Raw genomic sequence first — 24,639 nt, 5'->3', positions numbered from 1 at the left:
TTGGTGAGCTTGTCGAAGCATAAGACATTTCAGCGTATTGTACAAGACTTACGTTTCGACAGGCTCAACGACCATCTTGTACGGCTGCTATATAATATAGGAAATTTGACCGCACTTTCTTTTATCTCAATACTGAATTATTCAGCATCTTCTTTTTCCCATTCTAAGGCACGGCGAACGGCTTTTTTCCAGCCTTTATAACGGCGTTCGCGTTTTTCGTTGTCGTTATCCGGTGTGAATGTGCGTTCTACGCGTGCTTTATCTTGAAGTTCGCTTAAGTCTTTCCAGAAGCCAACTGCAAGACCGGCCAAATACGCTGCACCTAATGCGGTCACTTCTTTCACTACAGGGCGTTCAACGTTGACGTCTAAAATATCAGATTGGAATTGCATCAAGAAATTATTTGCCGTTGCACCACCATCAACACGGAGATATTGAAGTTTGTTGCCGGAGTCGGCTTGCATTGCTTCTAACACATCACGCGTTTGGTATGCGATAGATTCAAGGGTCGCACGAACAATATGGTTGCGGTTTGCACCACGCGATAAGCCCAAAATCGCCCCGCGTGCATATGGATCCCAATATGGCGCGCCTAAGCCTGTAAAGGCAGGAACGACATAAACGCCATTTGTGCTTGGCACTTTGGTTGCAAAGTATTCACTGTCGTAGCTGTCATGAACAATTTTGAGTTCATCACGTAACCATTGAATTGACGCCCCTGCAATAAATACAGAGCCTTCAAGGGCATAAGCCGGTTCGCCTTTGGCGTTACAAGCGATAGTGGTTAATAAGCCATTTTTTGATTTAATCGCTTTATCCCCGGTATGAAGCAACATAAAGCAACCTGTGCCATAGGTATTTTTCGCTTGACCTGCGTTAACACATAAATGACCGAATAACGCCGCTTGTTGGTCACCGGCGATACCTGCCACAGGAATACGAACGCCACCTTTACCCCCAATATTGGTTTGGCCATAAATTTCAGAGGAGTTTTTCACTTCAGGTAACATAGAACGTGGAATATTGAGTAATTCCAACATTTTATCGTCCCATTGTTTGGTATGAATGTTGAATAGCATCGTACGAGAGGCGTTGGTGTAGTCTGTAACATGAACGCGACCTTGGGTTAATTTCCATACTAACCAAGTGTCCACGGTACCAAATAACAGTTCGCCACGTTCTGCTTTTTCACGGGCACCTTCAACATTATCTAAAATCCATTTTACTTTGGTGCCTGAGAAATAAGGGTCAACCACTAAACCTGTGGTGCTACGAATATAGTCCTCATGGCCATCTGCTTTGAGTTTATCCGTAATATCCGATGTACGGCGGCATTGCCACACAATCGCATTATAAACAGGCGTACCTGTTTCTTTTTCCCATACAATGGTAGTTTCACGTTGGTTGGTAATACCAATTGCCGCAATTTCATCAGATGAAATACCGGCTTTAGCAACCACTTCGTTTAAGGTTGAACTTTGTGTTGCCCAAATTTCCATTGGGTTATGTTCAACCCAACCTGCTTTCGGATAAATTTGGGTAAATTCACGTTGTGCGATTTCAATAATATTGGCGTTATGGTCGAGAAGTACTGCACGAGAGCTTGTTGTACCTTGATCTAATGCAATAATATATTTTTTGTCTGCCATAATTTAATTCCTTTTATGTGTTTTAGGGTTAACAACATTGCACATAATGCAAATAGGTTATTTTGATGATGAACGAAAATTGCGTAGCCACTAACTTAATCGATTTTTCAGGCAAATTAAATAAAGAAATTTTGTTTTTTTGAACTCGGTCACAAAATTTTTATCACATTTGTTCAGTAACGTGATCTGCTTATCAAATTTAAAAATTAGTTATGCTAGGCTATTGCTATTTATACCAATACGTACATAATGGCAAACAGTCGCATAAGACATTTACTTTATATTTGATTGAAAATGAACGAGATTGCCAACGGATGTTTTTTTATAAAAAAACATCGCACTTTCAATAATATGGAGATTTTCTTATGAATGCTTATTTAGCTGAATTCCTAGGCACAGCCCTTCTTGTTTTAATGGGTAATGGTGTGGTGGCTAATGTGTGCTTAAATAAAACCAAAGGTAATAGTTCAGGTTGGATTGTGATTACAACGGCTTGGGCATTTGCAGTTTATGTTGCAGTTGTCGCAACAGGTGAATATAGCGGTGCACATCTAAACCCAGCCGTCACAATTGGCGTAGCGGTAAAAGGTGCGTTCGATTGGGCAATGGTTCCGGGTTATATCGCGGCGCAACTTGGTGGCGGGATTTTGGGTGCATTTGTAGTGTACTTATTCTACTATGATCATTTCCAAGCTACGGATAACGAAGGTTTAAAACGCGCTTGCTTCTCAACAGAACCGGCTATTCGTAACTATAAAAATAACCTATTCTGTGAAATTATTGGTACCGTAGTACTTGTTTCTGTCATCTTCTTTATTACATCAGGTAAAGTGATGTTACCGGGTACAGAAACTGCCGCACCAATCGGTTTAGGTTCAATCGGTGCATTACCTGTGGCGATTTTAGTATGGGCGATTGGTTTAAGTTTAGGCGGCACAACAGGGTATGCGATTAACCCGGCTCGTGACTTAGGTCCGCGTATTGCGTTAGCCATTTTAGGCAAAAAATTAAACACATCACCAGACTGGGGCTATGCGTGGGTTCCTGTTGTGGGTCCAATCATCGGTGGGGTATTAGCCGCCGTGGCTTATAATATTGTGATGTAATCTCATTGATACCAAAAAGAGCGGCTTAAAAACCGCTCTTTTTCATTGTACATAGTACAGGAATAACCTATTTACGTTCTAAGAACAACGCCGCGGCACCGCGTACACCGCCGGAATCGCCGTATTTGGCTTTTTTGATTACAGGCACTTTCGCGCTACGCATTAAATGTGCCGGTAATGCTTTTGGTAAGGCTTCATACAAATAATCAAAGTTTGATAACCCACCGCCTAATACGATCATGTGTGGATCCAATGCTGTAATAATATTACCAATTGAAATCGCACAAAGCTCAACAAACATGTTAACAAATTTCACCGCACTTTCATCTTGCGCATAAAAACGTTCGATAATTTCTTTGGCAGAAAGGGTTTCGCCTTGTAAATCACGGTAAAGCATTTCAAAGCCACGACCTGAAAGATAGGTATCTAAACAAGCGCGGTTGCCACAACCACAATCGTAAATCGGGGCTTTATCCCAACCGAGCAATTTGAGTGCGTGATAATTGAGCTGTAAATGCCCCAATTCGCCCGCCATTCCTACTTTGCCGGAGTGGACTTTACCATTGAAGACTAATCCACCGCCAAAACCTGTGCCGAGAATTAACCCTAACACACAAGGATATTGTTGATTTTCTTTGTCCCAAGCTTCAGACAGCGCGAAACAGTTTGCGTCATTTTCTGCGCGAACTTCGCGGCCTAAACGTTCGCTTAGATCTTTTAAAATCGGCTTATTGTCTGCCACGCGGATATTGGTAATTTCCGCAATCCCTGTTTCGTGGTTAACAAAGCCCGGAACGCCTAAACCCACAGAGCCTTTCACACCAAATTTGGCGTCCGCTTTTTCCACTAATGCCACGATAGTATCCAGCCACTCTTCATAGCTGTTTTTAGGCGTTGGAACGCGTTCGCTATATTGCTTTTCGAGCTTTTCGTTAAATGCGGCAAGTTCAATTTTTGTGCCGCCAATGTCTAATCCATATAACATACTGCTACCTTTTGATTAAAAAAACTTTTTAAATTTTAACCTCACTTACGACATTATTCTTTGATAAAGATCGCTTTTTTGGCTAAAAATGTAAAAATAACACCATGCACAATCCAAGCGATTAAAATACTGGCAAATAAGTCAATCGGATAATGCATGCCTAAGCGAAGTCGGCTGACTAACATTAACACCGCCCAAATTAAAGTGCCCGCCACGAGAAGTTTGGAGGCAGTGCGACAACGGCCATAAAACTCCGTAAAGCCCACGGCTAATAATAACCAAGCGGCAGCGAAAATAGCATGACCTGATGGGAAAGAATAGCCGGTTTCATTTTCGCGATGATGAGCAAGCCATGTTGGGACGTCTGTTTTTGCAGCATAGAAATGATGAATGACGACTTCACGCTCATTGCGCGGTAGTGCATAAAATGCCTCTGAGGACATACCTGATTGCTCTTCAAATTGAACAACATAAGGACGAGGTTCGGCAAAAGCATTTTTAGCCACGGTCTTAATGCCTTGGGTGGCAACCATAGACAACACCATCACCCCTACGCCTAACATCCATTTCTTGCGATTAGGGAAAATAGGGTAGAACAGCAAGGCAAAAACCGCGCAGCTGATAACGGCATAAGGCACACTGCCTGTTTCTGTAAGCCAGTAAAGAAAATGATCAAATTGAGTAAGATGGTTATCACCTGCCCATGCCCAAGAAAAAATCCATACAAAAATCGGCACAAGGCAAAGTAAAAAAGTATATAATGACAAACGCTTTAACATTTGAAACTCCAGTGGTAAATAAAATCGTTGTCCAATAAACAACGTTGCACATTCTATCACTGACGAACGAGAAAGGATAAGGATTTATTTTATGACTAAAATTCAGCGTGTGACGGAAGCCACATTGCCCACAGAATTTGGCATTTTTAAAATTGTCGGGTTTGAATTTCCTGACACCAAAAAAGAACACGTGGCTTTGGTGATGGGGGATGTCGCAGATGGTAAACCTGTTTTAGCACGTATTCATTCAGAATGTTTAACAGGGGATGCCTTGCATAGCTTGAAATGTGACTGTGGTTTCCAATTAGCCAGCGCCTTACGTCAAATTAGCGAAGAAGGACGTGGCGTGTTGATTTATCATCGCGAAGAAGGACGCGGAATCGGGTTGATTAACAAAATTCGCGCTTACTCTTTGCAAGATAAAGGGATGGATACCATTGAAGCCAATCTTGCCTTAGGTTTTAAAGCGGATGAACGGAATTTTTCGGTTTGTGCGGATATGTTTGAATTATTAGGCGTCAAAGCGGTGCGTTTATTAACGAATAACCCGGCTAAAATTGATACCATGAAAAAAGACGGGATCAATGTGGTGGAACGTGTGCCGTTGAATGTGGGGGAAAACCGCTACAACACAGGCTATCTCGACACGAAAGCGAAGAAAATGGGGCATTATATTGTGCATAATAATGAAAAACATTTTTTAGATTGCCCACATTGTCAGTCGGAAATTCCCACTAAATAAAAATCACCTATATCGCGAGTATAGAAGAGTTAAAAATAAAAACCGCACTTTCATAACAAGTGCGGTCATATCGCTGACAAATCTCTAGGTATTTCGCTAGAGATTTGATCTAATAGGCATATTTTGGTCCTACCCCAAAGACGCTACCATCACTGCCTTAATGGTATGCATACGGTTTTCGGCTTGTTCAAAAGCGATGTTCATTGGGCTTTCAAAAACATCTTCCGTTACTTCAATGCCGTTGGCAAGGGCAGGGTATTGAGCGGCGATTTCTTGGCCTACTTTTGTTTCGCAATTATGGAATGCCGGTAAGCAATGCATAAATTTCACATTCGGGTTGCCTGTACGTTGCATTAATTCAGGGGTCACTTGATATGGCATTAATAAGTCAATACGCTCGCCCCAAGCTTCAATCGGTTCGCCCATTGAAACCCAAATATCTGTATGCACAAAATCCACGCCTTTCACCGCAGTATCAATATCTTCCGTGACGGTAATTCGTGCGCCTGTTTCTTTGGCAAATTCTTGGCACATCACCACAAGGCTATCTTCCGGTAGCAACGCTTTTGGCGCACAAATTCGTACATCCATTCCTAATTTTGCGCCGATTAATAACAACGAATTCCCCATATTATTGCGCGCATCGCCAATATAAACATAACTAATTTCATTGAGTGGTTTTGGGCTATGTTCCATCATGGTCAACACATCTGCCAACATTTGGGTTGGGTGAAATTCATCGGTTAAACCGTTAAAAACAGGTACACCGGAATATTTGGCTAAATCATTTACTACCTGCTGGCTAAAACCTCGGTATTCGATAGCGTCATACAAACGCCCCAACACTCGAGCAGTGTCTTTAATACTTTCTTTGTGACCGATTTGAGATGAAACAGGATCAAGATAAGTGACATTAGCCCCTTGATCGTAAGCGGCAACTTCAAAAGAGCAGCGTGTACGAGTTGAGGTTTTTTCAAAAATTAATGCAATATTTTTACCTTTTAAGCGCGGCTGTTCGGTACCGGCGTATTTTGCACGTTTGAGATCTTTAGCGAGATCTAATAGAAATTGAATTTCACGCGGGGTATGATTAACTAAACTTAATAAATGACGATTTTTTAAGTTAAAAGGCATTGTGTTTGCTCCTGTATCGCTGAATAAAAATTTTTGCTATATTACTGCTTTTATTGGCTTTATTAAAGGATAAATTATGCCGGATAGCGCATTATTAGGCTTAACACACGAACAACAACAGCAAGCCGTTGAACAAATTCAAACCCTAATGGCTCAGGGGATTCCCGCCGGGCAAGCTATCGCTATGGTGGCAGAAGCCTTGCGTCAAGCTCATCAAAAAGACACTAAAGAAAAATAAAAGTAGCGAGTTTAACCGTAATAATGAAAAAATTTTTTCTCTTTTTATCCTTATTTTTCACCGCACTTTCTGCGCAAGCGGGGTTGTTTGATAAAAAAACGCCTGAGTTTTTAAAAGCAGAAGAGGCTTTTCAGTTTTCTGTCACGCCGCAAGGGGAAAACTTGCTGTTAAATTGGCACATTGCTGATGGCTATTATCTTTATAAAAAAGAAATCAGCGTCATTGCGGAAAAAGGGAAAGTGGGGGAGTTACAATTTCCACAAGGGGAAATGCACCAAGATGAATTTTTTGGCAAGGTGGAAATTTTTCGTGATAATTTGAACGTTGTTGCACCCTTGTTGGAAACCGCAAAATCCACGCGTTTGACGGTGACTTATCAAGGTTGTACCAAAGGTTTTTGCTATCCGCCGGAAGAAAAAAGCGTGGATTTATCTGCTTTTCAACATAATTTGACGGAGCAAAGTGCGGTTAAAAACTCGGGTGTTTTGCAACAAAAAACGGAGCCAAATTCGACCGCACTTTTAATGCCAAAATCAGAGCAAGATCAACTGGCGGAAAGCTTGTTTAAATCGAAATATGCGGTGTTTTGGTTCTTTATCTTAGGTGTGGGTTTAGCATTTACGCCTTGCCTATTGCCCATGCTGCCGTTGCTTTCGGCGATTGTTATTGGGCAGGGACAACGTCCATCCTTGGGTCGAGCCTTTGCCTTGAGCTTTGTCTATGTGCAAGGTATGGCGCTCACTTATACGTTGCTCGGCTTAATTGTCGCCGCGATTGGCTTACCGTTTCAAGTCGCGTTGCAAAGTCCGCCAGTGTTAATGGGATTGTCGATTTTATTCATTTTATTAGCCATGTCTATGTTCGGTGTGTTTAATTTGCAGTTGCCGAATAAATGGCAAAATAAGCTCAATCAATGGAGCAGTAACCAAAAATCAGGCGCATTGGGCGGCGTATTTGTGATGGGGATGATTGCTGGCTTGGTGGCGTCACCTTGCACGTCAGCACCGCTTTCAGGGGCGTTGCTTTACGTGGCACAATCGGGCGATTTATTCACAGGCGCAATTACGTTGTATCTATTGGCATTAGGCATGGGCGGGCCGTTGATTTTAATCACATTATTCGGTAACAAAATCCTACCCAAATCGGGCGAGTGGACGAACATCGTGAAAGAGTTGTTTGGCTTTATTTTGTTACTATTACCAGTGTTTTTATTGGAACGCGTTTTTGTCGAATACTCAACCCATTTATGGGCATTGTGGCTGATCGCATTTTGTTGTTGGGTGGCATCGAAAAGATATTGGGTGGGTTTAATCGTGACCTTTACGCTCTTTTTTGCCCTCCACCATAACAATAAGTCATTGCCATTATTGGAAAAAAGTGCGGTGGAAACGCGGGAAGTTTCCGCCAATCCTACACCATTTGTTCGTATTTCAAGCTATGGCGAATTGCAACAAGCTTTGGCGGATAATCCAAAATCCATGGCAATGTTGGATTTATATGCAGATTGGTGCGTGGCTTGCAAAGAGTTTGAAAAATATACCTTTAATGAACCCGGGGTAAAAGCGGCGTTTGAAAATGTGCTATTATTGCAAGTGGATATGACCCAAAATAGCCCGGAAAATAAAACATTAATGGCAGAATTAAAGGTTTTAGGACTGCCGACTATTATTTTCTTTAATAAAAACGGCGAAGAAATTCAAGGTTCGCGAGTGACCGGATTTATGGATGCGCAACCTTTTGCAGATTGGGTGAATAAATTAACAAAATAGGAGAACACCATGACAGCTCAAAGCGGTATTTTATTGGAAGGCTGCAAAGCAGGGATTTATTTAGAGGCGAACGTCTCGGAAATTAGCGCATTGCCTGCGGCAAGTCGTGCCTTTATCGAGCAATTACAATCACTACAAGCTAAGTTCCCAGAGGCACATTTAGGCGCGACAGTGGCATTTGGTGACAAGGTATGGAAACAGCTTGCAACAGCAGGCAGCGCGCCTGAATTAAAACCTTTTGTGACATTGGGCAAGGGCAATTTAATCGCACCGGCGACCCAATATGATTTGCTGGTGCATATTCAATCCAATCGCCCTGATGTGAACTTTACTTTGGCGCAAGCCGCGGTGAAATCTTTCCAAAGTGCGGTGGAAATTCAACAAGAAATTCACGGTTTCCGTTGGGTAGAAGATCGTGATTTAACCGGATTTATTGATGGCACAGAAAACCCGAAAGCTCAAGCGCGTGCAGAAGTGGGCTTAATTGCCAACGGTGAAGACGCAGACGGCAGCTATGTCTTCACTCAACGTTGGGAACATGATTTACCAAAATGGGACAAATTAAGTGTTGAAAAACAAGAAAATGTGATTGGACGCACCAAGGCTGACAGCGTAGAGCTGGACGAAGTGCCGGAAACTTCCCACGTTGGACGCACTGATGTGAAAGAAAACGGCAAAGGCTTAAAAATCTTACGCCAAAGCCTACCTTACGGCACCGCAAGCGGCACAAACGGCTTATTCTTCATCGCCTATTGCGCCACCTTGCATAACATCGAACAACAATTACTCAGCATGTTCGGCGAATTAGACGGCAAAAGCGACCGCCTTTTAGGTTTTACCAAACCTGTCACAGGCGCGTATTATTTTGCCCCGTCTTTGGAAAAATTGTTGAGTTTATAAGTTAAAAGTGAGATTCAAAAAGACCGCAGTTGTGGTCTTTTTTGATCATTACAAATGATCTTTACATAGCATTGCGCAAACGTTTGCGCTATAATGCGCAGGATTTTTTTATATTAACCCATAAAAGGAAACATTCATGCAAACTCGTCCCATTCGTCAAGCGTTGTTAAGCGTCTCTGACAAAGCCGGTATTGTGGAATTCGCACAAGGCTTACATCAACGTGGTGTGAAATTATTATCAACAGGTGGCACAGCAAAACTTTTAGCTGACAACGGATTGCCAGTGACGGAAGTGTCCGATTACACAGGCTTTCCGGAGATGATGGACGGTCGTGTAAAAACCCTTCATCCGAAAGTGCATGGCGGGATTTTAGGTCGCCGCGGTACGGATGATGCCGTTATGCAACAACATGGTATCGAAGGGATCGATATGGTGGTGGTAAACCTTTATCCTTTCGCGGCAACGGTGGCGAAACCCAATTGCTCGCTTGAAGATGCGGTAGAAAATATCGATATCGGCGGTCCGACAATGGTGCGTTCTGCGGCGAAAAACCATAAAGATGTGGCGATTGTGGTGAATAATAATGATTTTAACGCCATTCTTGCGGAAATGGATCAAAACCAAAACAGCCTTACTTTAGAAACCCGTTTTGATTTAGCCATTAAAGCTTTTGAACATACGGCGCAATACGATTCGATGATTGCCAACTATTTTGGTCAAATGGTGAAACCTTATTTTGCGGCAGAGGAAGAGGATAAAGACGCGAAGTGCGGTCAATTCCCACGCACGTTAAACTTGAACTTTATCCGTAAACAAACTATGCGTTATGGTGAAAATAGTCACCAGAACGCGGCATTTTATGTCGAACAAGATGTAAAAGAAGCCAGCGTTTCAACTGCGAAACAATTACAAGGTAAAGCTCTTTCTTACAATAATATTGCGGACACTGACGCGGCATTAGAATGTGTGAAATCTTTTGATGAACCAGCTTGTGTGATTGTTAAACACGCGAATCCTTGTGGGGTGGCGTTAGGAAAAGATGCTTTAGAGGCTTACAATCGCGCTTATCAAACTGACCCTACTTCAGCATTTGGTGGCATTATTGCCTTTAACCGTGAATTAGATGAAGCTACCGCGAAAGCCATTGTTGAACGTCAATTTGTGGAAGTGATTATTGCGCCAACGGTTTCAGCCGCGGCAGTTGAAGTGGTCAAAGCGAAGAAAAATGTGCGTTTATTAGAATGTGGTGAATTTAGCAAACCACAAGCTCGTTTAGATGTAAAACGTGTGAACGGCGGTTTATTGGTGCAAGACGCGGATTTAGGCATGGTGAGCATTGATGATTTAGAAGTGGTCAGCAAACGTAAACCAACTCAACAAGAATTAGAAGATTTATTATTCTGCTGGAAAGTGGCGAAATTTGTGAAATCTAATGCCATTGTTTATGCGAAAAATAATCAAACCATTGGTATTGGCGCAGGTCAAATGAGCCGTGTTTATTCTGCGAAAATTGCAGGTATCAAAGCACAATATGAAGGCTTAGAAGTGAAAGGCTGTGTTATGGCGTCAGACGCTTTCTTCCCATTCCGTGACGGCATTGACGCTGCTGCCGCAGTGGGCATTGAATGTGTTATCCACCCAGGCGGCTCAATGCGCGATCAAGAAGTGATTGATGCGGCGGATGAGCATAATATGGTGATGGTTCTTACTAAAATGAGACACTTTAGACACTAAAATCGGGTTTCGCCCGATGGGCGACCTACTTTTTCTTTGCTTGTGCAAAGCAAAAGTAGGCAAAAAGAAAGCACACCCTGCTTTGCCTTATTTCCTAAAAAAGCGTGAATTTGTTTAACGGAAAATGCCTAAACTCGCTACGCTCAAACAGACGGCATTTTCCTACAAATTAACACTTTTTTAGGCGGCAAAGAAGGGAACCCATTTAGGGAATATCAAAACCGGCAGACTTGTTAAAAATTAACCGCGCTTTATGTTCGGTTCCCCCCCCCGTCTGAAATGCCTGAGCGACTTGAAATTTTTAGGAAAACAAGTTTGTTTGAGCGTAGCGAGTTTACTTGTTTTCCGTTAAAAAAATTTCAATAAAGCTCAGAAAAGCATTGAAGTCGGGGCGTGTTTCTTTTGCTTACTTTTCTTTACACGAGTAAAGAAAAGTAAGTCGCCATCGGCGAAACACGATTTATAAAAAAGCTCGAAATACATTTCGAACAACAAAACAATCAAAGGAATAACAAAATGAACATACTCATCATCGGAAATGGCGGTCGCGAACACGCTCTAGCATGGAAAGCAGCACAATCACCTTTAGCAAGCAAAGTTTTTGTTGCACCGGGTAATGCCGGCACAGCGTTAGAAAGTGCGGTGGAAAATGTGAATATTTCTGCTACAGATGTGCCTGCGTTGGTGAAATTTGCCCAAGAAAATGATATCGGTTTAACTATTGTTGGCCCTGAGGCGCCGTTAGTTGTTGGTGTGGTGGATGCCTTTGAATCGGCTGGGTTAACCATTTTCGGGCCGCGTCAATCAGCAGCGCAGTTGGAAGGTTCTAAAGCCTTTACTAAAGATTTCTTAGCGCGTCATAAGATTCCAACGGCGGAATATCAAAACTTTACCGATGTGGATCAGGCGTTGGCTTATGTACGTGAAAAAGGCGCGCCGATTGTGGTGAAAGCTGATGGTTTAGCGGCGGGTAAAGGTGTGATTGTGGCGATGACCTTGCAAGAGGCGGAAGAGGCGATTAAAGATATGCTGTCTGGCAATGCCTTTGGTGAAGCGGGTAGTCGCGTGGTTATTGAAGAATTTTTAGATGGCGAAGAGGCGAGCTTTATCGTGATGGTGGATGGCGTGAATGTGGAGCCAATGGCAACATCACAAGATCACAAACGCGTCGGCGAGGGCGATAAAGGCTTGAATACAGGCGGCATGGGGGCGTATTCGCCTGCGCCAGTGGTAACACAAGAAATTCACCAACGCGTGATGGAACAAATTATTTATCCGACTGTGCGCGGTATGGCGGCGGAAAATAATGTGTACAAAGGTTTCTTATATGCCGGTCTGATGATTGACAAAAACGGTCAGCCGAAAGTCATCGAATTTAACTGCCGTTTTGGTGATCCTGAAACGCAACCGATTATGATGCGAATGAAATCGGATTTAGTGGAACTTTGCTTAAAAGCCTGTGAAGGCAAATTAAACGAAGTGAAATCAGAATGGGCGGAAGAGGCGGCACTTGGTATCGTGCTCGCAGCGGAAGGTTACCCAGGGGATTATCGTAAAAATGATGAAATCCACGGTATTCCGGCACAACCTGAACAAGGCGAAAAAGTCTTTTTAGCCGGTGTGGCAGAAAAAGACGGCAAACTTGTCACTAACGGTGGACGCGTGCTTTGTGTCACGGCACTGGGCAACAGCGTATTTGACGCACAGCAAAAAGCCTTGAAATTAGCAGAACAAGTCACATGGACAGGACGTTTCTATCGCCGAGATATTGGTTATCGCGCGGTGGCGAGAGAGCAGAATAAATAATGCTGCGATGCATCAGATGAAAAGAATTCATCTGAACAATGAAAAATTAACAATGAAATTTTAATTAAAAAATAGCGTATATAGTTGTAAACTATACGTCATCATTACAACAAAACGAGGATACAAACAATGTTTAAAAGAAGTGTAACTATCGCCGATTACGATCCAGTATTATGGCAAGCGATCCAAGATGAAAATCGCCGCCAAGAAGAACATATTGAATTAATTGCTTCAGAAAACTATGCCAGTCCCTGTGTAATGGAAGCACAAGGTTCTCAATTTACCAATAAATATGCAGAAGGTTATCCGGGTAAACGCTATTATGGTGGCTGTGAATATGCGGATATTGTTGAGCAATTAGCTATTGATCGTGCAAAAGAATTATTTAACTGTGATTATGCTAACGTGCAACCGCACTCAGGTTCGCAAGCAAATGCGGCAGTTTATGGTGCGTTAATTAATGCCGGCGATACAATTTTAGGGATGGATTTAGCTCATGGCGGTCACTTAACCCATGGTGCAAAAGTAAGTTTCTCAGGTAAAATTTATAATTCTGTACTTTACGGTATCACAGCTGATGGTTTAATCGATTATGATGATGTGTTAGCGAAAGCGAAAGAATGTCAACCGAAAATGATCGTGGCAGGTTTTTCTGCGTATTCACAAGTGGTTGATTGGGCAAAAATGCGTGAAATTGCAGACGCTGTAGGCGCATATTTATTCGTTGATATGGCACACGTGGCAGGTCTTATTGCTGCTGGCGTTTACCCAAGCCCATTACCGTATGCACACGTAGTAACAACCACAACACACAAAACCTTAGGTGGCCCACGTGGTGGTTTGATTTTATCCGCTTGTGGCGATGAAGAAATCTATAAAAAATTACAATCATCAGTATTCCCGGCTAACCAAGGCGGTCCATTAGTTCATATTATGGCGGCAAAAGCAATTTGCTTTAAAGAAGCCTTAGAACCGGCTTTCAAAGAGTATCAAACCAATGTGTTGAAAAATGCGAAAGCGATGGTGGAAGTCTTTAAGGCCCGTGGTTATGACGTGGTTTCAAACGGCACAGAAAACCATTTATTCCTTGTGAGCTTTATCAAACAAGGTAAAACAGGTAAAGCGGCTGATGCGGCATTAGGTCGTGCGAATATTACTGTAAACAAAAACTCTGTACCGAATGACCCGCAAAAACCATTTGTAACTTCAGGTATCCGTGTGGGTACACCTTCAGTAACTCGCCGTGGTTTTACTGAAAAAGATGTAACGGAATTAGCCGGCTGGATGTGTGATGTTTTAGACGCAATGGGTACAGAGAAAGAAGACGAAGTCATTATTTCGACCAAAGCGAAAGTATTAGAAATCTGCGCACGTTTACCGGTGTACGGCAACTAATGTTTTTCGTTATTCTTGTTAGTTATGTAGCGGCGGTGAATATCGCCGCTTATTTTTTGATGCGAGTAGATAAACAACGGGCAAAGCAAAAAGAATGGCGAATTGTGGGCTAATGCAATATGGTTTAATCCAACGCCAGTAAAGCAAGATTTATTTTACGTTTTCATTTATTTTATAACTGAAATCAGGCAGTTCTAATAGTTTTTACATTAGCTTTCTTTCTCTCTCTCTAATGGTTTTAATTTTTCAATAGCTAATGGTGCAGAAATTTCAGCAACGGGATAACGTCCAAGAACTGGAATTAAATGGTGATTTAAACGTTTCTCAATATCTATAAACGTAATATTTTTCAACCGACCAGTATCAACTTCATTCTTTTTCAGAATTCTGTAATGCTTAATGGCTTAACTGTAACCGCCATATATTCCTCCTTTTGGTATTACCAAAATAATTTTGGTATTACGAAAAATCATTATTTTCCTTAATTTGGGTATTACATCACAAAAAAATACCAAAACGTAATACCAAAATTTTGATATGGAATGATACGGATTGATATGGATTGATACAGCAAAAAAGAAAAAGCCTTGATTTACAAGGCTTTTAAGAATCATTTGATATGGATTGATATGAAATGATTTAGATTTATGGTGCGACCGGCTGGACTCGAACCAGTGACCCCCACCATGTCAAGGTGGTGCTCTAACCAACTGAGCTACGGTCGCGTTTTAAATTTGGTTATCGTTGTTAACGAAAAGTGCGGTCATTATAACGAAATTTTATTTCAAAACAAGTTAAAAATTTACCGCACTCTGTTAAGTGGAAAAAATTTGAACAATTAGTTTGCTTTTACTGCGTTTGCAATTTCTTCCGCACATTGTTGTGCCAACGTGCCATCTTCACATTCCACCATCACACGGATCAAGGGTTCTGTTCCTGATTTGCGCAATAAAATACGACCTTTTCCGGCTAAACGTTTTTCCACTTCTGCCGCAACGGATTTCACGGCTTCGCTTTCTAACGGATTTGCACCACCGGCAAAACGCACGTTGATTAACACTTGTGGGAATAATTGCACGGCTGCGGTGAGTTCATTTAAGGTTAATTTATGTTGAACCATCGCGGTTAATACGGCAAGTGAAGCAATAATACCGTCACCTGTGGTATTTTTATCTGCAATAATAATATGCCCTGAATTTTCGCCGCCGAATTTCCAGTTATTTTCTTGCATTTTTTCCAACACATAACGGTCACCTACGTTCGCGCGTAGGAATGGAATACCTAATTGTTTAAGGGCAATTTCAAGGCTCATATTGCTCATTAATGTGCCGACTACACCACCTTTTAGATTCCCTGCGCGTAAGGCTTCTCGCGCAACAATGTACAGAATTTGGTCGCCGTCCACTTTATTGCCTAAATGATCTACCATCATAATACGGTCGCCATCGCCGTCATAAGCCAAACCAACATCCGCGCCCACTTCTAAGACTTTTTCTTGTAAGGCTTTAATATCGGTTGCCCCGCATTTTTCATTGATATTTAATCCATTCGGTTCTGTACCAATTTCAATTACTTCTGCCCCTAATTCACGCATCACGCTCGGCGCGATATGATAAGTGGCACCATGAGCGCAATCCACCACAATTTTGTAGCCTTCTAAACTTAAATCCGTTGGGAAGGTGCTTTTACAAAACTCAATATAACGCCCTGCAGCATCGACAATACGTGTGGCTTTCCCTAAAGCGGCCGATTCGACACAATCCATTGGTTGCTCAAGCATGGCTTCAATGGCTTCTTCCACTTCATCAGGTAATTTTGTGCCTGCCGCAGAGAAAAATTTGATACCGTTATCATAATAAGGGTTATGAGATGCGGAAATAACGACGCCGGCTTCCGCACGGAAAGCACGCGTTAAATAAGCAATAGCGGGGGTTGGCATTGGCCCTACAAACGCCGCTGAAAGCCCTGCCGCAGCAAGCCCGGCTTCAAGGGCTGATTCCAACATATAACCAGAAATTCGGGTATCTTTACCAATCAAGACTTTTTTCGATCCTTGAGTCGCAAGGACTTTCCCCGCTGCCCAACCTAATTTAAGGGCAAATTCCGGGGTGATTGGAAATTCACCCACTTTACCGCGTACACCATCTGTACCAAAATATTTACGTTCTGCCATTTTATTTCCTTTATTTTTAAGTGTAAGAACAGGATGAAAAATTCATCCTATGTATGTTTTCATTTTATGCGTTTAAAGTCGCTTGCCAAATTTTCAATGCATCTGCGGTTTCTGCCACATCATGTACACGCAAAATCGTTGCGCCATTCATTGCGGCAATTAATGCGGCTGTGGCACTACCCACTACACGTTGATCCACCGTTTTGTCTAATACCGCACCAATCATTGATTTACGTGAAAGACCGGCGAGTACAGGATAGCCATGCACGGCAAAACGCGCGCTTTGTTGCAATAACTTAAAATTATGCTGCACCGTTTTACCAAAGCCAAATCCCACATCCCAAATGATATTTTCAGGTTTCATCCCTGCTTGCAAACAAAGTGCGGTGCGTTTTTCAAGAAATTCAAGCACATCTGCAACCACATCCTGATATTGCGGATTACTTTGCATTGTGCGTGGTTGCCCTTGCATATGCATAATACAAGTTGGCAGCGATAATTTAACTGCAGTTTCTAAGGCATTGGGTTCTTGTAAGGCACGAATATCATTAATCATATCCATCCCCACTTTCGCACATTCTTCCATCACCACAGCCTTTGACGTATCCACCGAAATCCAACAGTCAAAACGCTGGCGCACGGCTTCCACCAAAGGAACCACTCGCGCTAATTCTTCCTGTTCGGATACATCTTCTGCCATTGATCGGGTGGATTCACCACCGATATCAATAATCGCCGCGCCTTCATTGAGCATTTTTTCCACTTGAAACAACGCTTTATCTCGCGTAAAAAATTGACCGCTATCGGAAAATGAATCCGGGGTGAAATTCAATATCCCCATAATTTGAGGTTGGGACAAATCTAAGACTTTGTTATTGGCTTGAAGTTTCATTGGATAGAAATGTGTTCCTGTGTATTAAATGGACGCTAAGCTAGGCGTCTCTACGCTAATTCCATGCTATATTCCATGGTTGCGACATTATATCGCTCAAAAGTGCGGTTGATTATAGCGAAATTTCAAGAAAATTGCGACAAAGATAGCTTGAAATTAAATAAAACTTAATGGTTTCAGCTTATGGTTATATGGCATAAAAAGCGCGGTTAAATTCTTATGGATTTTTATAATGAATAAAGTGAAAAATTAAATTTATTCTAAAAATGCCCCTTAAATTTTAAAAAAACACGATCTAAAACAAGAAAAATGCAGATTTTTGTTTTTTTGCAGATTTCTATTTGCATTTATTAACTTGTTTTGGTTATATTTGGGCAAGAAATTAAATTTACGGAGAGCAACTATGACACAAGAACAAGAATACACCACAATGCGTGGCAACATAAATATGCTTGGGCATTTTTTGGGTGAAACCATCAGTGAAGCACAAGGTAGCGATATTTTAGAATTAATCGAAAAAATTCGTTTACTGTCTCGTGATTCTCGCAGCGGTAATGATCAAGCACGTAGCGAACTTTTATCGCTTCTTTCAAATATTTCGACCGAAAATATTATCCCTGTTGCGCGCGCATTTAACCAATTCTTGAACTTAACCAATGTGGCAGAACAATACCAAACCATTTCGCGCCACCATCAAGACAAAACCGCAGAAGAACGGTCAATTAAATCGCTGTTTAAACGCTTAAAAACGCAAAATGTCTCACGCGATGAAATCATCAAAACAATCAATAACTTATTGATTGAATTAGTATTAACTGCGCACCCAACAGAAGTAACACGCCGTTCTCTTGTGCATAAACAAGTGGAAATCAACAAATGTTTAAGCAAATTAGAACATAGCGATTTAACGGAAGACGAACGCCATAATATTGAGCGCCGTTTATTGCAATTAATTGCGCAAGCGTGGCATACCAACGAAATTCGTACACAACGCCCAACACCATTTGAAGAAGCCAAATGGGGCTTTGCGATGATTGAAAACAGCCTGTGGGAAGCAGTGCCCGCTTTCTTACGCCGTTTGAATGACAATGCCGTTGAACATTTGGGTTATGAATTACCAATCGATTTATCGCCGGTTCGTTTTTCATCTTGGATGGGTGGCGACCGTGATGGTAACCCATTTGTGACGGCAAAAGTCACAACACAAGTATTACAACTGGCTCGTTGGAAAGCGGCAGATTTGTTCTTAGGCGATATTCAAGCCTTAGTAGATGAGCTTTCTATTTCGGCTTGTACCGATGAATTTAGAAGCAAATACGGTGAGCGTGCTGAACCTTATCGTCAAGTGATGAAAGGTTTACGAACCAAACTGAAAAATACCCTTGATTATTATGATGATCTGCTTGCCGGTCGTTTACCAAAATACACCGCAGCCGAGATCATTACCCAAGATAATGATTTGTGGGAACCGCTTTATGATAGCTATCAATCCTTGATCGCGTGCGGTATGCGCATTATTGCCAATGGGTTATTATTGGATACCTTACGCCGTATTCGTTGTTTTGGTGTGGCATTCTCGCGTTTAGATATCCGCCAAGAAAGCACACGCCATTCTGATGCTATCGGTGAAATTACTCGTTACATCGGTTTAGGCGATTATGCAAGCTGGACAGAAGAAGATAAACAGGCATTCTTAATTCGTGAATTAAACTCACGCCGCCCACTTCTTCCACGTGACTGGACACCATCACCGGAAACGCAGGAAGTGTTAGATACTTGCCGCGTGATTGCACAACAACCTGAAGGCACGTTCTCTTGCTATATTATTTCGATGGCACGCACTGCGTCAGATGTGTTAGGTGTGCATTTATTATTAAAAGAAGCCGGTGTTCCATATCATTTGCCGGTGGTACCATTGTTTGAAACTCTTGACGACTTAGATGCCTCTGAAGATGTGATGACCCAACTATTTAATGTAGGCTGGTATCGCGGTGTCATCAACAATAAACAAATGGTGATGATTGGTTATTCTGATAGTGCGAAAGATGCCGGTATGATGGCGGCGTCTTGGGCGCAATATCGTGGTCAAGAAAATCTCGTGAAACTCTGCGAAAAATTAGGCATTGAATTAACCTTATTCCATGGTCGTGGTGGTACAGTGGGTCGTGGGGGCGCACCAGCTCACGCGGCATTATTATCTCAACCACCACGTTCATTGAAAAACGGTTTACGCGTTACGGAACAAGGCGAAATGATCCGCTTCAAATTAGGTTTACCTGCCGTTGCGATGGAAACCTTAGATCTTTACGCCAGTGCAATTTTAGAAGCCAACTTACTTCCACCACCAGAACCTAAAGCAAGCTGGCGTACCGTGATGGATGAACTTTCAGCGTCATCTTGCAAAATTTATCGTGATGTGGTGCGTGGCGATAAAGATTTCGTGCCCTATTTCCGTAGCGCAACTCCAGAGCAAGAACTATCAAAATTACCGTTAGGTTCTCGTCCTGCCAAACGTAATCCAAATGGTGGGGTTGAAAGCTTACGTGCGATTCCGTGGATCTTTGCGTGGATGCAAAACCGCTTGATGCTGCCTGCGTGGTTAGGGGCCGGTGCGTCTTTACGTCAAGCCATGGAAAACAATGCAGAAAACAAAGCCATCATTGAAGAAATGTGTCAAGCGTGGCCGTTCTTTAATACGCGTATCGGTATGTTGGAAATGGTGTTTAGTAAAACAGATACTTGGTTATCCGAACATTATGATCAACGTTTAGTGAAAAAAGAGCTTTGGTATCTCGGTCAATCGTTGCGTGAGCAATTAGCCGAAGATATTAAAACCGTATTAGCACTTTCAGGCAAAGGTCAACAATTAATGTCTGATTTACCATGGGTTGCACAATCTATTGCGCTACGCAATGTCTATACCGACCCACTCAACTTATTACAAGTTGAGTTGCTCAGCCGTTTACGTCAAGATCCTGAAAATCCAAATCCTGACGTAGAGCAAGCATTAATGATTACAATTGCAGGTGTTGCCGCTGGTATGCGTAACACAGGCTAGTTGAGCTGATCAAAAAGCCCAAGATATTCACCATATCTTGGGCTTTTATTTTTGTGAGAAAACTTATTCACTCATTCGCAGAAAAAATATCACAGGCAAAACCACTAAAAAAATCACCGCACTTAAAATCACAGCCAATCGAAATTGCCAATGTTGTGTTTTATGACGATAATGTTCCATGGCTAAATGCATTCCGATATGATATTCATAAGCCGCAATCGACCCACAAGTCGTAAAGGCTTCGGGGGCAAGTAAAATGCGTTTGCGGTAATCTTCATCGCTTTCCGTATCAATGCCACTATCCGACACATCAATATGACCGCACCAATGACAAAAGACGACATCGGCAAATCGTTCTAAGATATTATGATTGGGCGTATTTATAACTATATGAGAGAAGTGGGAATGGTTCAGGTGTGATGATGGGAAAAGTTTCTATGAGAAGGCTTTTTTCTTTGTTTACTTGACCCTTTTACATACTAAAAAACGTTCCGAAACTATTTTTTAAAATATTGATAAATAAGACTTAAATAATCAAAATTATTAATAATAATTTCGGAACGTTTATTGGCTGTAAACCCTTATAAATCAAGGATTACGCACGTTTGAAGTGTAATAATACAAAAAACAGCAATTATTTTTTGTAGTAAGGTTTTTTAATCTTCTAAATCTTACTACAAAAATTACTACAAAAAAATTGACTTTTTATGAGTATGCCTGATACTTTGTGATACATCAAATTATAAAAAATTCTTTTATTATCAATAATTTTGACGCTTTGTGATACCATGTTATTAGTTTGGGTGGTGGAGCTGGGGGGAGTTGAACCCCCGTCCGAAATTACTCTACCTTCAGTACTACACGTTTAGTCTCGTCTTTAATTTCACTTATCACCAGCGGACAGACACGCAAGCGATAAGCTAGCTTGATTCAATTTAGTGTTTCGATCTCCAAGCCGAAGCGTCCACACGGTCTCGTTTGGGTTTGACTCCGCTTTATCCCCGTCTTACGAGCGGAAGCTAGGGAGCGAAGGCTAAGAGCAGGTTATTAAGCTGCTAAAGCGAATTGTTCGTCATTTGCGACTATTTTTTTGCGGTTTATTTACGAGGCCTACCGCACCTCGACGTGCACCTTGGGCTTCGCTAATCCCGTCGAATCCAGAATCAGCCCCAAAAGTGCGGTCAGTTTAACAAATATTTTTTAAAATACCAAGTAAAAAAGCCTTAACATTAGTGAGTTAAGGCTTTTGAAGCTGAATTTGATTAAATATAATTCACTTCCACAATCTCAAACTCAACGGTGCCACCGGGGGTGACGATATTTACCGTATCATCTACTTCTTTGCCGACTAAGCCGCGTGCAATAGGTGAATTCACAGAAATTAAGCCTGATTTAATATCCGCTTCATCATCGCCTACGATTTTATAGGTCACTTCATCGTCTGTATTTACGTTGAGTAGTACAACGGTTGCGCCAAAAATAACCTTACCGTTATTCGGTATTTTAGTTACATCAATCACTTGGCAATTGGATAATTTGCCTTCGATTTCTTGAATACGACCTTCGCAGAAGCCTTGTTGTTCGCGTGCAGCGTGATATTCCGCATTTTCTTTTAAGTCACCATGTTCACGCGCTTCTGCAATCGCTTTGATGATTTCAGGACGGCGTGTGTTTTTTAAAAAATCAAGTTCTTCGCGTAAGAGTTCAGCACCGCGAACAGTCATTGGAATTTGTTTCATTTTCGTTTTCTCTTTTATTAAGTAAAAACAAAACCACGGCATCACATTGTGATGTCGCAGCATAGATAAAAAATTGAGATTATGAGCAAAAATAAATTTACTCTAAGGGAATCGCGGTCTATTATTGTTCGTCTAAAAAAAAATAGCAATAACTAACCGCACTTTTACTATGTTAAATACAACAGCATTTTCTCGAAAACTTATTCTTTCTTCACTTTTACTTAGCGCAACCGGTTTTGCACAAGTGGATGTTCAAGGTTTTAGTCAGGGTTTACCACAAGGTGCCAGCCTTGGGTTTGTTGCCAAAAATCTCAATACCAATCAAGTCATTGCAGATTACAACGCGTCTACCTTTATGTTACCGGCGAGTACCCAAAAAGTATTTACCGCGTTGGCATCAAAATTAGTATTAGGCGATCAATTTAAATTTGAAACAACGGTATTAACGAATGGCAATTTGCAGAACTCCGAGCTAAATGGGGATTTAATTGTAAAATTTACAGGGGATCCTGATTTAACCAGTGGTCAACTTTATCAATTATTGGCGAAAGTTAAGCAACAAGGCGTAAACAAAATTAAGGGAAATTTAATTCTAGATACTTCTGTTTTTGCAAGCCACGATCGTGGTATTGGCTGGATTTGGAATGATCTGACGATGTGCTTTAATTCCCCTCCTGCGGCAGCCAATATTGATAACAACTGTTTTTCAGTGAATTTAGATGCGAATCAATCCGTGGGGGAGAATGTTAAATTTAATGTGCCGTCACAATATCCAATCCAAGTATTTGGTCAGGTCAAAGTGGTGAGCAATGAAGATGCGCCTTATTGCCAGTTGGATGCGGTTGTGCATGATAATAATCGCTATCAGATTAAGGGTTGTATTGCGCGTCAGAGCAAGCCCTTTGGTTTAAGTTTTGCGGTGCAAGATCCCGATGCTTACGCTGCAGCGATTATTCAACGTCAACTCAAACAACTGGGGATTGAATTTAACGGACAAGTTCAAGTACCACATCAACCCCAAACAGGAAAAATACTGGCACAGCATTTTTCTAAGCCATTACCTGATTTATTAAAAAAAATGATGAAAAAATCCGATAACCAGATTGCGGATAGTTTATTTCGTACGGTGGCGTACCATACCTATAAACGCCCGACTTCTTTTCAGCTCGGGGCAATGGCATTGAAAAGAGTATTGTCCACCAAAGCAGGGATTCAGTTTGGGCATACGATTGTTGCCGATGGTTCGGGATTGTCGCGCCATAATCTGATTGATCCGAATACCATGTTACAAGCGTTGGAATATATTGCGAAGAATGAAAGCACATTACATTTAATGGAAACATTCCCGATTGCAGGGGTTGACGGTACAATCAGCGGGCGTGGCGGGTTGATTCAATCCCCTTTAGTCAAAAATGTGATTGCCAAAACAGGTTCATTGAAAGGGGTCTATAATTTGGCGGGTTTTATGATTAATGCACGTGGCGAGAAAGTGGCATTTGTCCAATTTATTAATGGTTATTCTACCGGTGAATTGGAAAATAAGACAAAGCGTGCGCCTTTGGTGAATTTTGAACATAAGCTCTATAACGCGGTATATGCAGAATAGATAGGTAATTTTGTCACAGGGTTGCTCATTATTTAATGTATTGATGAGCAACCATTTTGTTTATTATGCCTAAATTTTCTCTTTCCAGTAACCAATCCATTCTTTTAGCAATTGCATATTGGCATTAAGCGCACCGGCTTGTGGGATGAAATGCATATAATTTAAACCGTAGGTTTCAGGGATTTTTCCTGAGCCGACACTGGCAGGATAAACCGTAAATCCTTGTCGTTCAAATAGCATTTTGGCGCGTTGCATGTGCCATTGATGGGTGACTAAGATAATGCGCGTAATACCTTCTCGCTCCAAGATTTCTTTGGTGTAGAACGCATTTTCTTTGGTGTTGGTCGATTTTTCTTCTAACCATTTAGGTTTGATACCAAAAAAGGTAAAAAACTCTTGCCCCATCACCTTGGCTTCTGAGTTTCCATTTGGGCTTGCGCCACTAATCAAAATAGGCAATTCCGTTTCTTTGTGCAAGTAGGCGGCATAACGCATGCGTTCTAATGGCAAACCCGGTACCGTAATAGGGCTATAAAGCTCCTTGCTATCTCGCAATCCTCCGCCTAACACCACAATCGCCTGTGCTTGACGATAATCATTCACGGTTAAATGGTCTTCTTGAACAAGGCTATCACTGAGCTTTTCGGCGGTGTATGGAATACTGAAAAAATACAAAATACAGACACTCAAAAGCGCGGTCAAAAATGCAAGTTTTTTGAAACGAAATAGCGACAAAATAAACGCAAGAATCAATAGCAGAATGACATCAAAGGGCGGTAGAATGATATTGGTGATGATTTTAGTCAGTTCAAACATAGGCAATCCAGAGTAAAAAATTTTTGCTTATTATTCCTTAAATTTGCTAGGAACTCAATGCTTAAACAACTGTTAAAAGGGCAATCAAAGTGCTATGATACGCAGGTTTTTTGATAA

At 41.6% G+C, this 24,639-nt stretch carries 21 protein-coding genes, 1 tRNA gene and 1 other RNA gene; 11 read left to right on the top strand and 12 right to left on the bottom strand.

From position 1 onward, the window contains the following. Positions 1-137: 137 nt before the first annotated feature. Positions 138-1,649: a glycerol kinase GlpK gene (gene glpK / locus E7T07_RS04425; protein ID WP_135709707.1), complete on the bottom strand. Its 1,512-nt coding sequence runs from the start codon at positions 1,647-1,649 to the stop codon at positions 138-140. Between the two features lie 365 nt (positions 1,650-2,014). On the opposite strand from glpK, the gene E7T07_RS04420 reads away from it, so the two are divergent. Then, positions 2,015-2,755 carry an MIP/aquaporin family protein gene (locus tag E7T07_RS04420; RefSeq protein WP_135709706.1) on the top strand — a complete coding sequence of 247 codons (741 nt, stop codon included), beginning with the start codon at positions 2,015-2,017 and terminating at the stop codon, positions 2,753-2,755. A 67-nt stretch (positions 2,756-2,822) separates the two neighbouring features. Here the strand turns inward: E7T07_RS04420 and nagK are convergent, their stop codons facing one another. Together nagK and E7T07_RS04410 are read right to left on the bottom strand one after the other, a co-directional pair. Further along, positions 2,823-3,740 carry an N-acetylglucosamine kinase gene (nagK, locus tag E7T07_RS04415; protein ID WP_135709705.1) on the bottom strand — a complete coding sequence of 306 codons (918 nt, stop codon included), beginning with the start codon at positions 3,738-3,740 and terminating at the stop codon, positions 2,823-2,825. A 53-nt stretch (positions 3,741-3,793) separates the two neighbouring features. Then, complete coding sequence (locus E7T07_RS04410; protein WP_246046120.1) at positions 3,794-4,519, bottom strand: phosphatase PAP2 family protein; 726 nt, start codon at positions 4,517-4,519, stop codon at positions 3,794-3,796. Positions 4,520-4,610: 91 nt separating this feature from the next. Here E7T07_RS04410 and ribA point away from each other — a divergent pair, with 91 nt between their 5' ends. Next, positions 4,611-5,261: a GTP cyclohydrolase II gene (gene ribA / locus E7T07_RS04405; protein ID WP_135709704.1), complete on the top strand. Its 651-nt coding sequence runs from the start codon at positions 4,611-4,613 to the stop codon at positions 5,259-5,261. 129 nt (positions 5,262-5,390) lie between these two features. Here the strand turns inward: ribA and E7T07_RS04400 are convergent, their stop codons facing one another. Continuing rightward, positions 5,391-6,395: an ornithine carbamoyltransferase gene (locus tag E7T07_RS04400; protein WP_135709703.1), complete on the bottom strand. Its 1,005-nt coding sequence runs from the start codon at positions 6,393-6,395 to the stop codon at positions 5,391-5,393. A 76-nt stretch (positions 6,396-6,471) separates the two neighbouring features. Between E7T07_RS04400 and E7T07_RS04395 the strand changes: the two genes are divergently transcribed. The 7 genes from E7T07_RS04395 (at position 6,472) to E7T07_RS04365 (ending at position 14,351) form a co-directional block, all read left to right on the top strand. Then, positions 6,472-6,633, top strand: coding sequence for a YoaH family protein (locus E7T07_RS04395; protein ID WP_135709702.1), 162 nt, complete (start codon positions 6,472-6,474; stop codon positions 6,631-6,633). A 23-nt stretch (positions 6,634-6,656) separates the two neighbouring features. Next, positions 6,657-8,402 (top strand): protein-disulfide reductase DsbD, encoded by a 1,746-nt coding sequence (locus tag E7T07_RS04390; protein ID WP_135709701.1) that lies wholly within the window; start codon positions 6,657-6,659, stop codon positions 8,400-8,402. A 9-nt stretch (positions 8,403-8,411) separates the two neighbouring features. Next, entirely contained in the window at positions 8,412-9,302 is an 891-nt protein-coding gene (locus tag E7T07_RS04385) for a Dyp-type peroxidase (protein ID WP_135709700.1), read from the top strand. A gap of 136 nt (positions 9,303-9,438) precedes the next feature. Then, positions 9,439-11,037, top strand: coding sequence for a bifunctional phosphoribosylaminoimidazolecarboxamide formyltransferase/IMP cyclohydrolase (gene purH / locus E7T07_RS04380; RefSeq protein WP_135709699.1), 1,599 nt, complete (start codon positions 9,439-9,441; stop codon positions 11,035-11,037). Positions 11,038-11,553: 516 nt separating this feature from the next. Next, complete coding sequence (purD, locus tag E7T07_RS04375; protein ID WP_135709698.1) at positions 11,554-12,843, top strand: phosphoribosylamine--glycine ligase; 1,290 nt, start codon at positions 11,554-11,556, stop codon at positions 12,841-12,843. Between the two features lie 129 nt (positions 12,844-12,972). After that, positions 12,973-14,238 (top strand): serine hydroxymethyltransferase, encoded by a 1,266-nt coding sequence (gene glyA, locus E7T07_RS04370; RefSeq protein WP_135709697.1) that lies wholly within the window; start codon positions 12,973-12,975, stop codon positions 14,236-14,238. Beyond that, on the top strand, positions 14,238-14,351 hold the full coding sequence (locus E7T07_RS04365; RefSeq protein WP_180338711.1) for a DUF1294 domain-containing protein: 114 nt from the start codon (positions 14,238-14,240) through the stop codon (positions 14,349-14,351). Before glyA ends, E7T07_RS04365 begins: the two co-directional genes overlap by 1 nt. Before the next feature lie 96 nt (positions 14,352-14,447). Here E7T07_RS04365 and E7T07_RS04360 read toward each other — a convergent pair whose 3' ends face one another. The 4 genes from E7T07_RS04360 to folP form a co-directional block, all read right to left on the bottom strand. Continuing rightward, positions 14,448-14,591 (bottom strand): hypothetical protein, encoded by a 144-nt coding sequence (locus tag E7T07_RS04360; RefSeq protein ID WP_246046118.1) that lies wholly within the window; start codon positions 14,589-14,591, stop codon positions 14,448-14,450. A 295-nt stretch (positions 14,592-14,886) separates the two neighbouring features. Beyond that, positions 14,887-14,963, bottom strand: a tRNA-Val gene (locus tag E7T07_RS04355). 113 nt (positions 14,964-15,076) lie between these two features. Further along, positions 15,077-16,411: a phosphoglucosamine mutase gene (glmM, locus tag E7T07_RS04350; RefSeq protein ID WP_135709696.1), complete on the bottom strand. Its 1,335-nt coding sequence runs from the start codon at positions 16,409-16,411 to the stop codon at positions 15,077-15,079. 64 nt (positions 16,412-16,475) lie between these two features. Beyond that, positions 16,476-17,303, bottom strand: a complete 828-nt coding sequence (gene folP / locus E7T07_RS04345; RefSeq protein ID WP_135709695.1) for a dihydropteroate synthase — start codon at positions 17,301-17,303, stop codon at positions 16,476-16,478. Between the two features lie 403 nt (positions 17,304-17,706). Between folP and ppc the strand changes: the two genes are divergently transcribed. Continuing rightward, positions 17,707-20,361, top strand: coding sequence for a phosphoenolpyruvate carboxylase (ppc, locus tag E7T07_RS04340; RefSeq protein WP_135709694.1), 2,655 nt, complete (start codon positions 17,707-17,709; stop codon positions 20,359-20,361). Between the two features lie 63 nt (positions 20,362-20,424). Here ppc and E7T07_RS11300 read toward each other — a convergent pair whose 3' ends face one another. From E7T07_RS11300 to greA, 3 genes are all read right to left on the bottom strand, one after another. After that, positions 20,425-20,670, bottom strand: a complete 246-nt coding sequence (locus E7T07_RS11300; protein ID WP_475652134.1) for a DUF1294 domain-containing protein — start codon at positions 20,668-20,670, stop codon at positions 20,425-20,427. A 495-nt stretch (positions 20,671-21,165) separates the two neighbouring features. Further along, positions 21,166-21,532, bottom strand: a transfer-messenger RNA (tmRNA) gene (gene ssrA / locus E7T07_RS04325). 91 nt (positions 21,533-21,623) lie between these two features. Next, complete coding sequence (gene greA, locus E7T07_RS04320) at positions 21,624-22,100, bottom strand: transcription elongation factor GreA (RefSeq protein WP_135709693.1); 477 nt, start codon at positions 22,098-22,100, stop codon at positions 21,624-21,626. A gap of 169 nt (positions 22,101-22,269) precedes the next feature. On the opposite strand from greA, the gene dacB reads away from it, so the two are divergent. Continuing rightward, complete coding sequence (dacB, locus tag E7T07_RS04315) at positions 22,270-23,706, top strand: serine-type D-Ala-D-Ala carboxypeptidase (RefSeq protein ID WP_135709692.1); 1,437 nt, start codon at positions 22,270-22,272, stop codon at positions 23,704-23,706. A 69-nt stretch (positions 23,707-23,775) separates the two neighbouring features. On the opposite strand, the gene E7T07_RS04310 is transcribed toward dacB, so the two are convergent. Further along, the gene (locus E7T07_RS04310) at positions 23,776-24,522 is read right to left on the bottom strand and encodes a YdcF family protein (RefSeq protein ID WP_135709691.1); all 747 of its coding nucleotides are present in this window, start codon (positions 24,520-24,522) and stop codon (positions 23,776-23,778) included. Positions 24,523-24,639: the final 117 nt, after the last annotated feature.

It is taken from the genome of Actinobacillus porcinus, assembly GCF_901764995.1.
Lineage (GTDB): Bacteria > Pseudomonadota > Gammaproteobacteria > Enterobacterales > Pasteurellaceae > Exercitatus > Exercitatus porcinus.
Note: the sequence above shows the minus strand (reverse complement) of the source record. Positions and strands in the feature narration are given on the sequence as shown.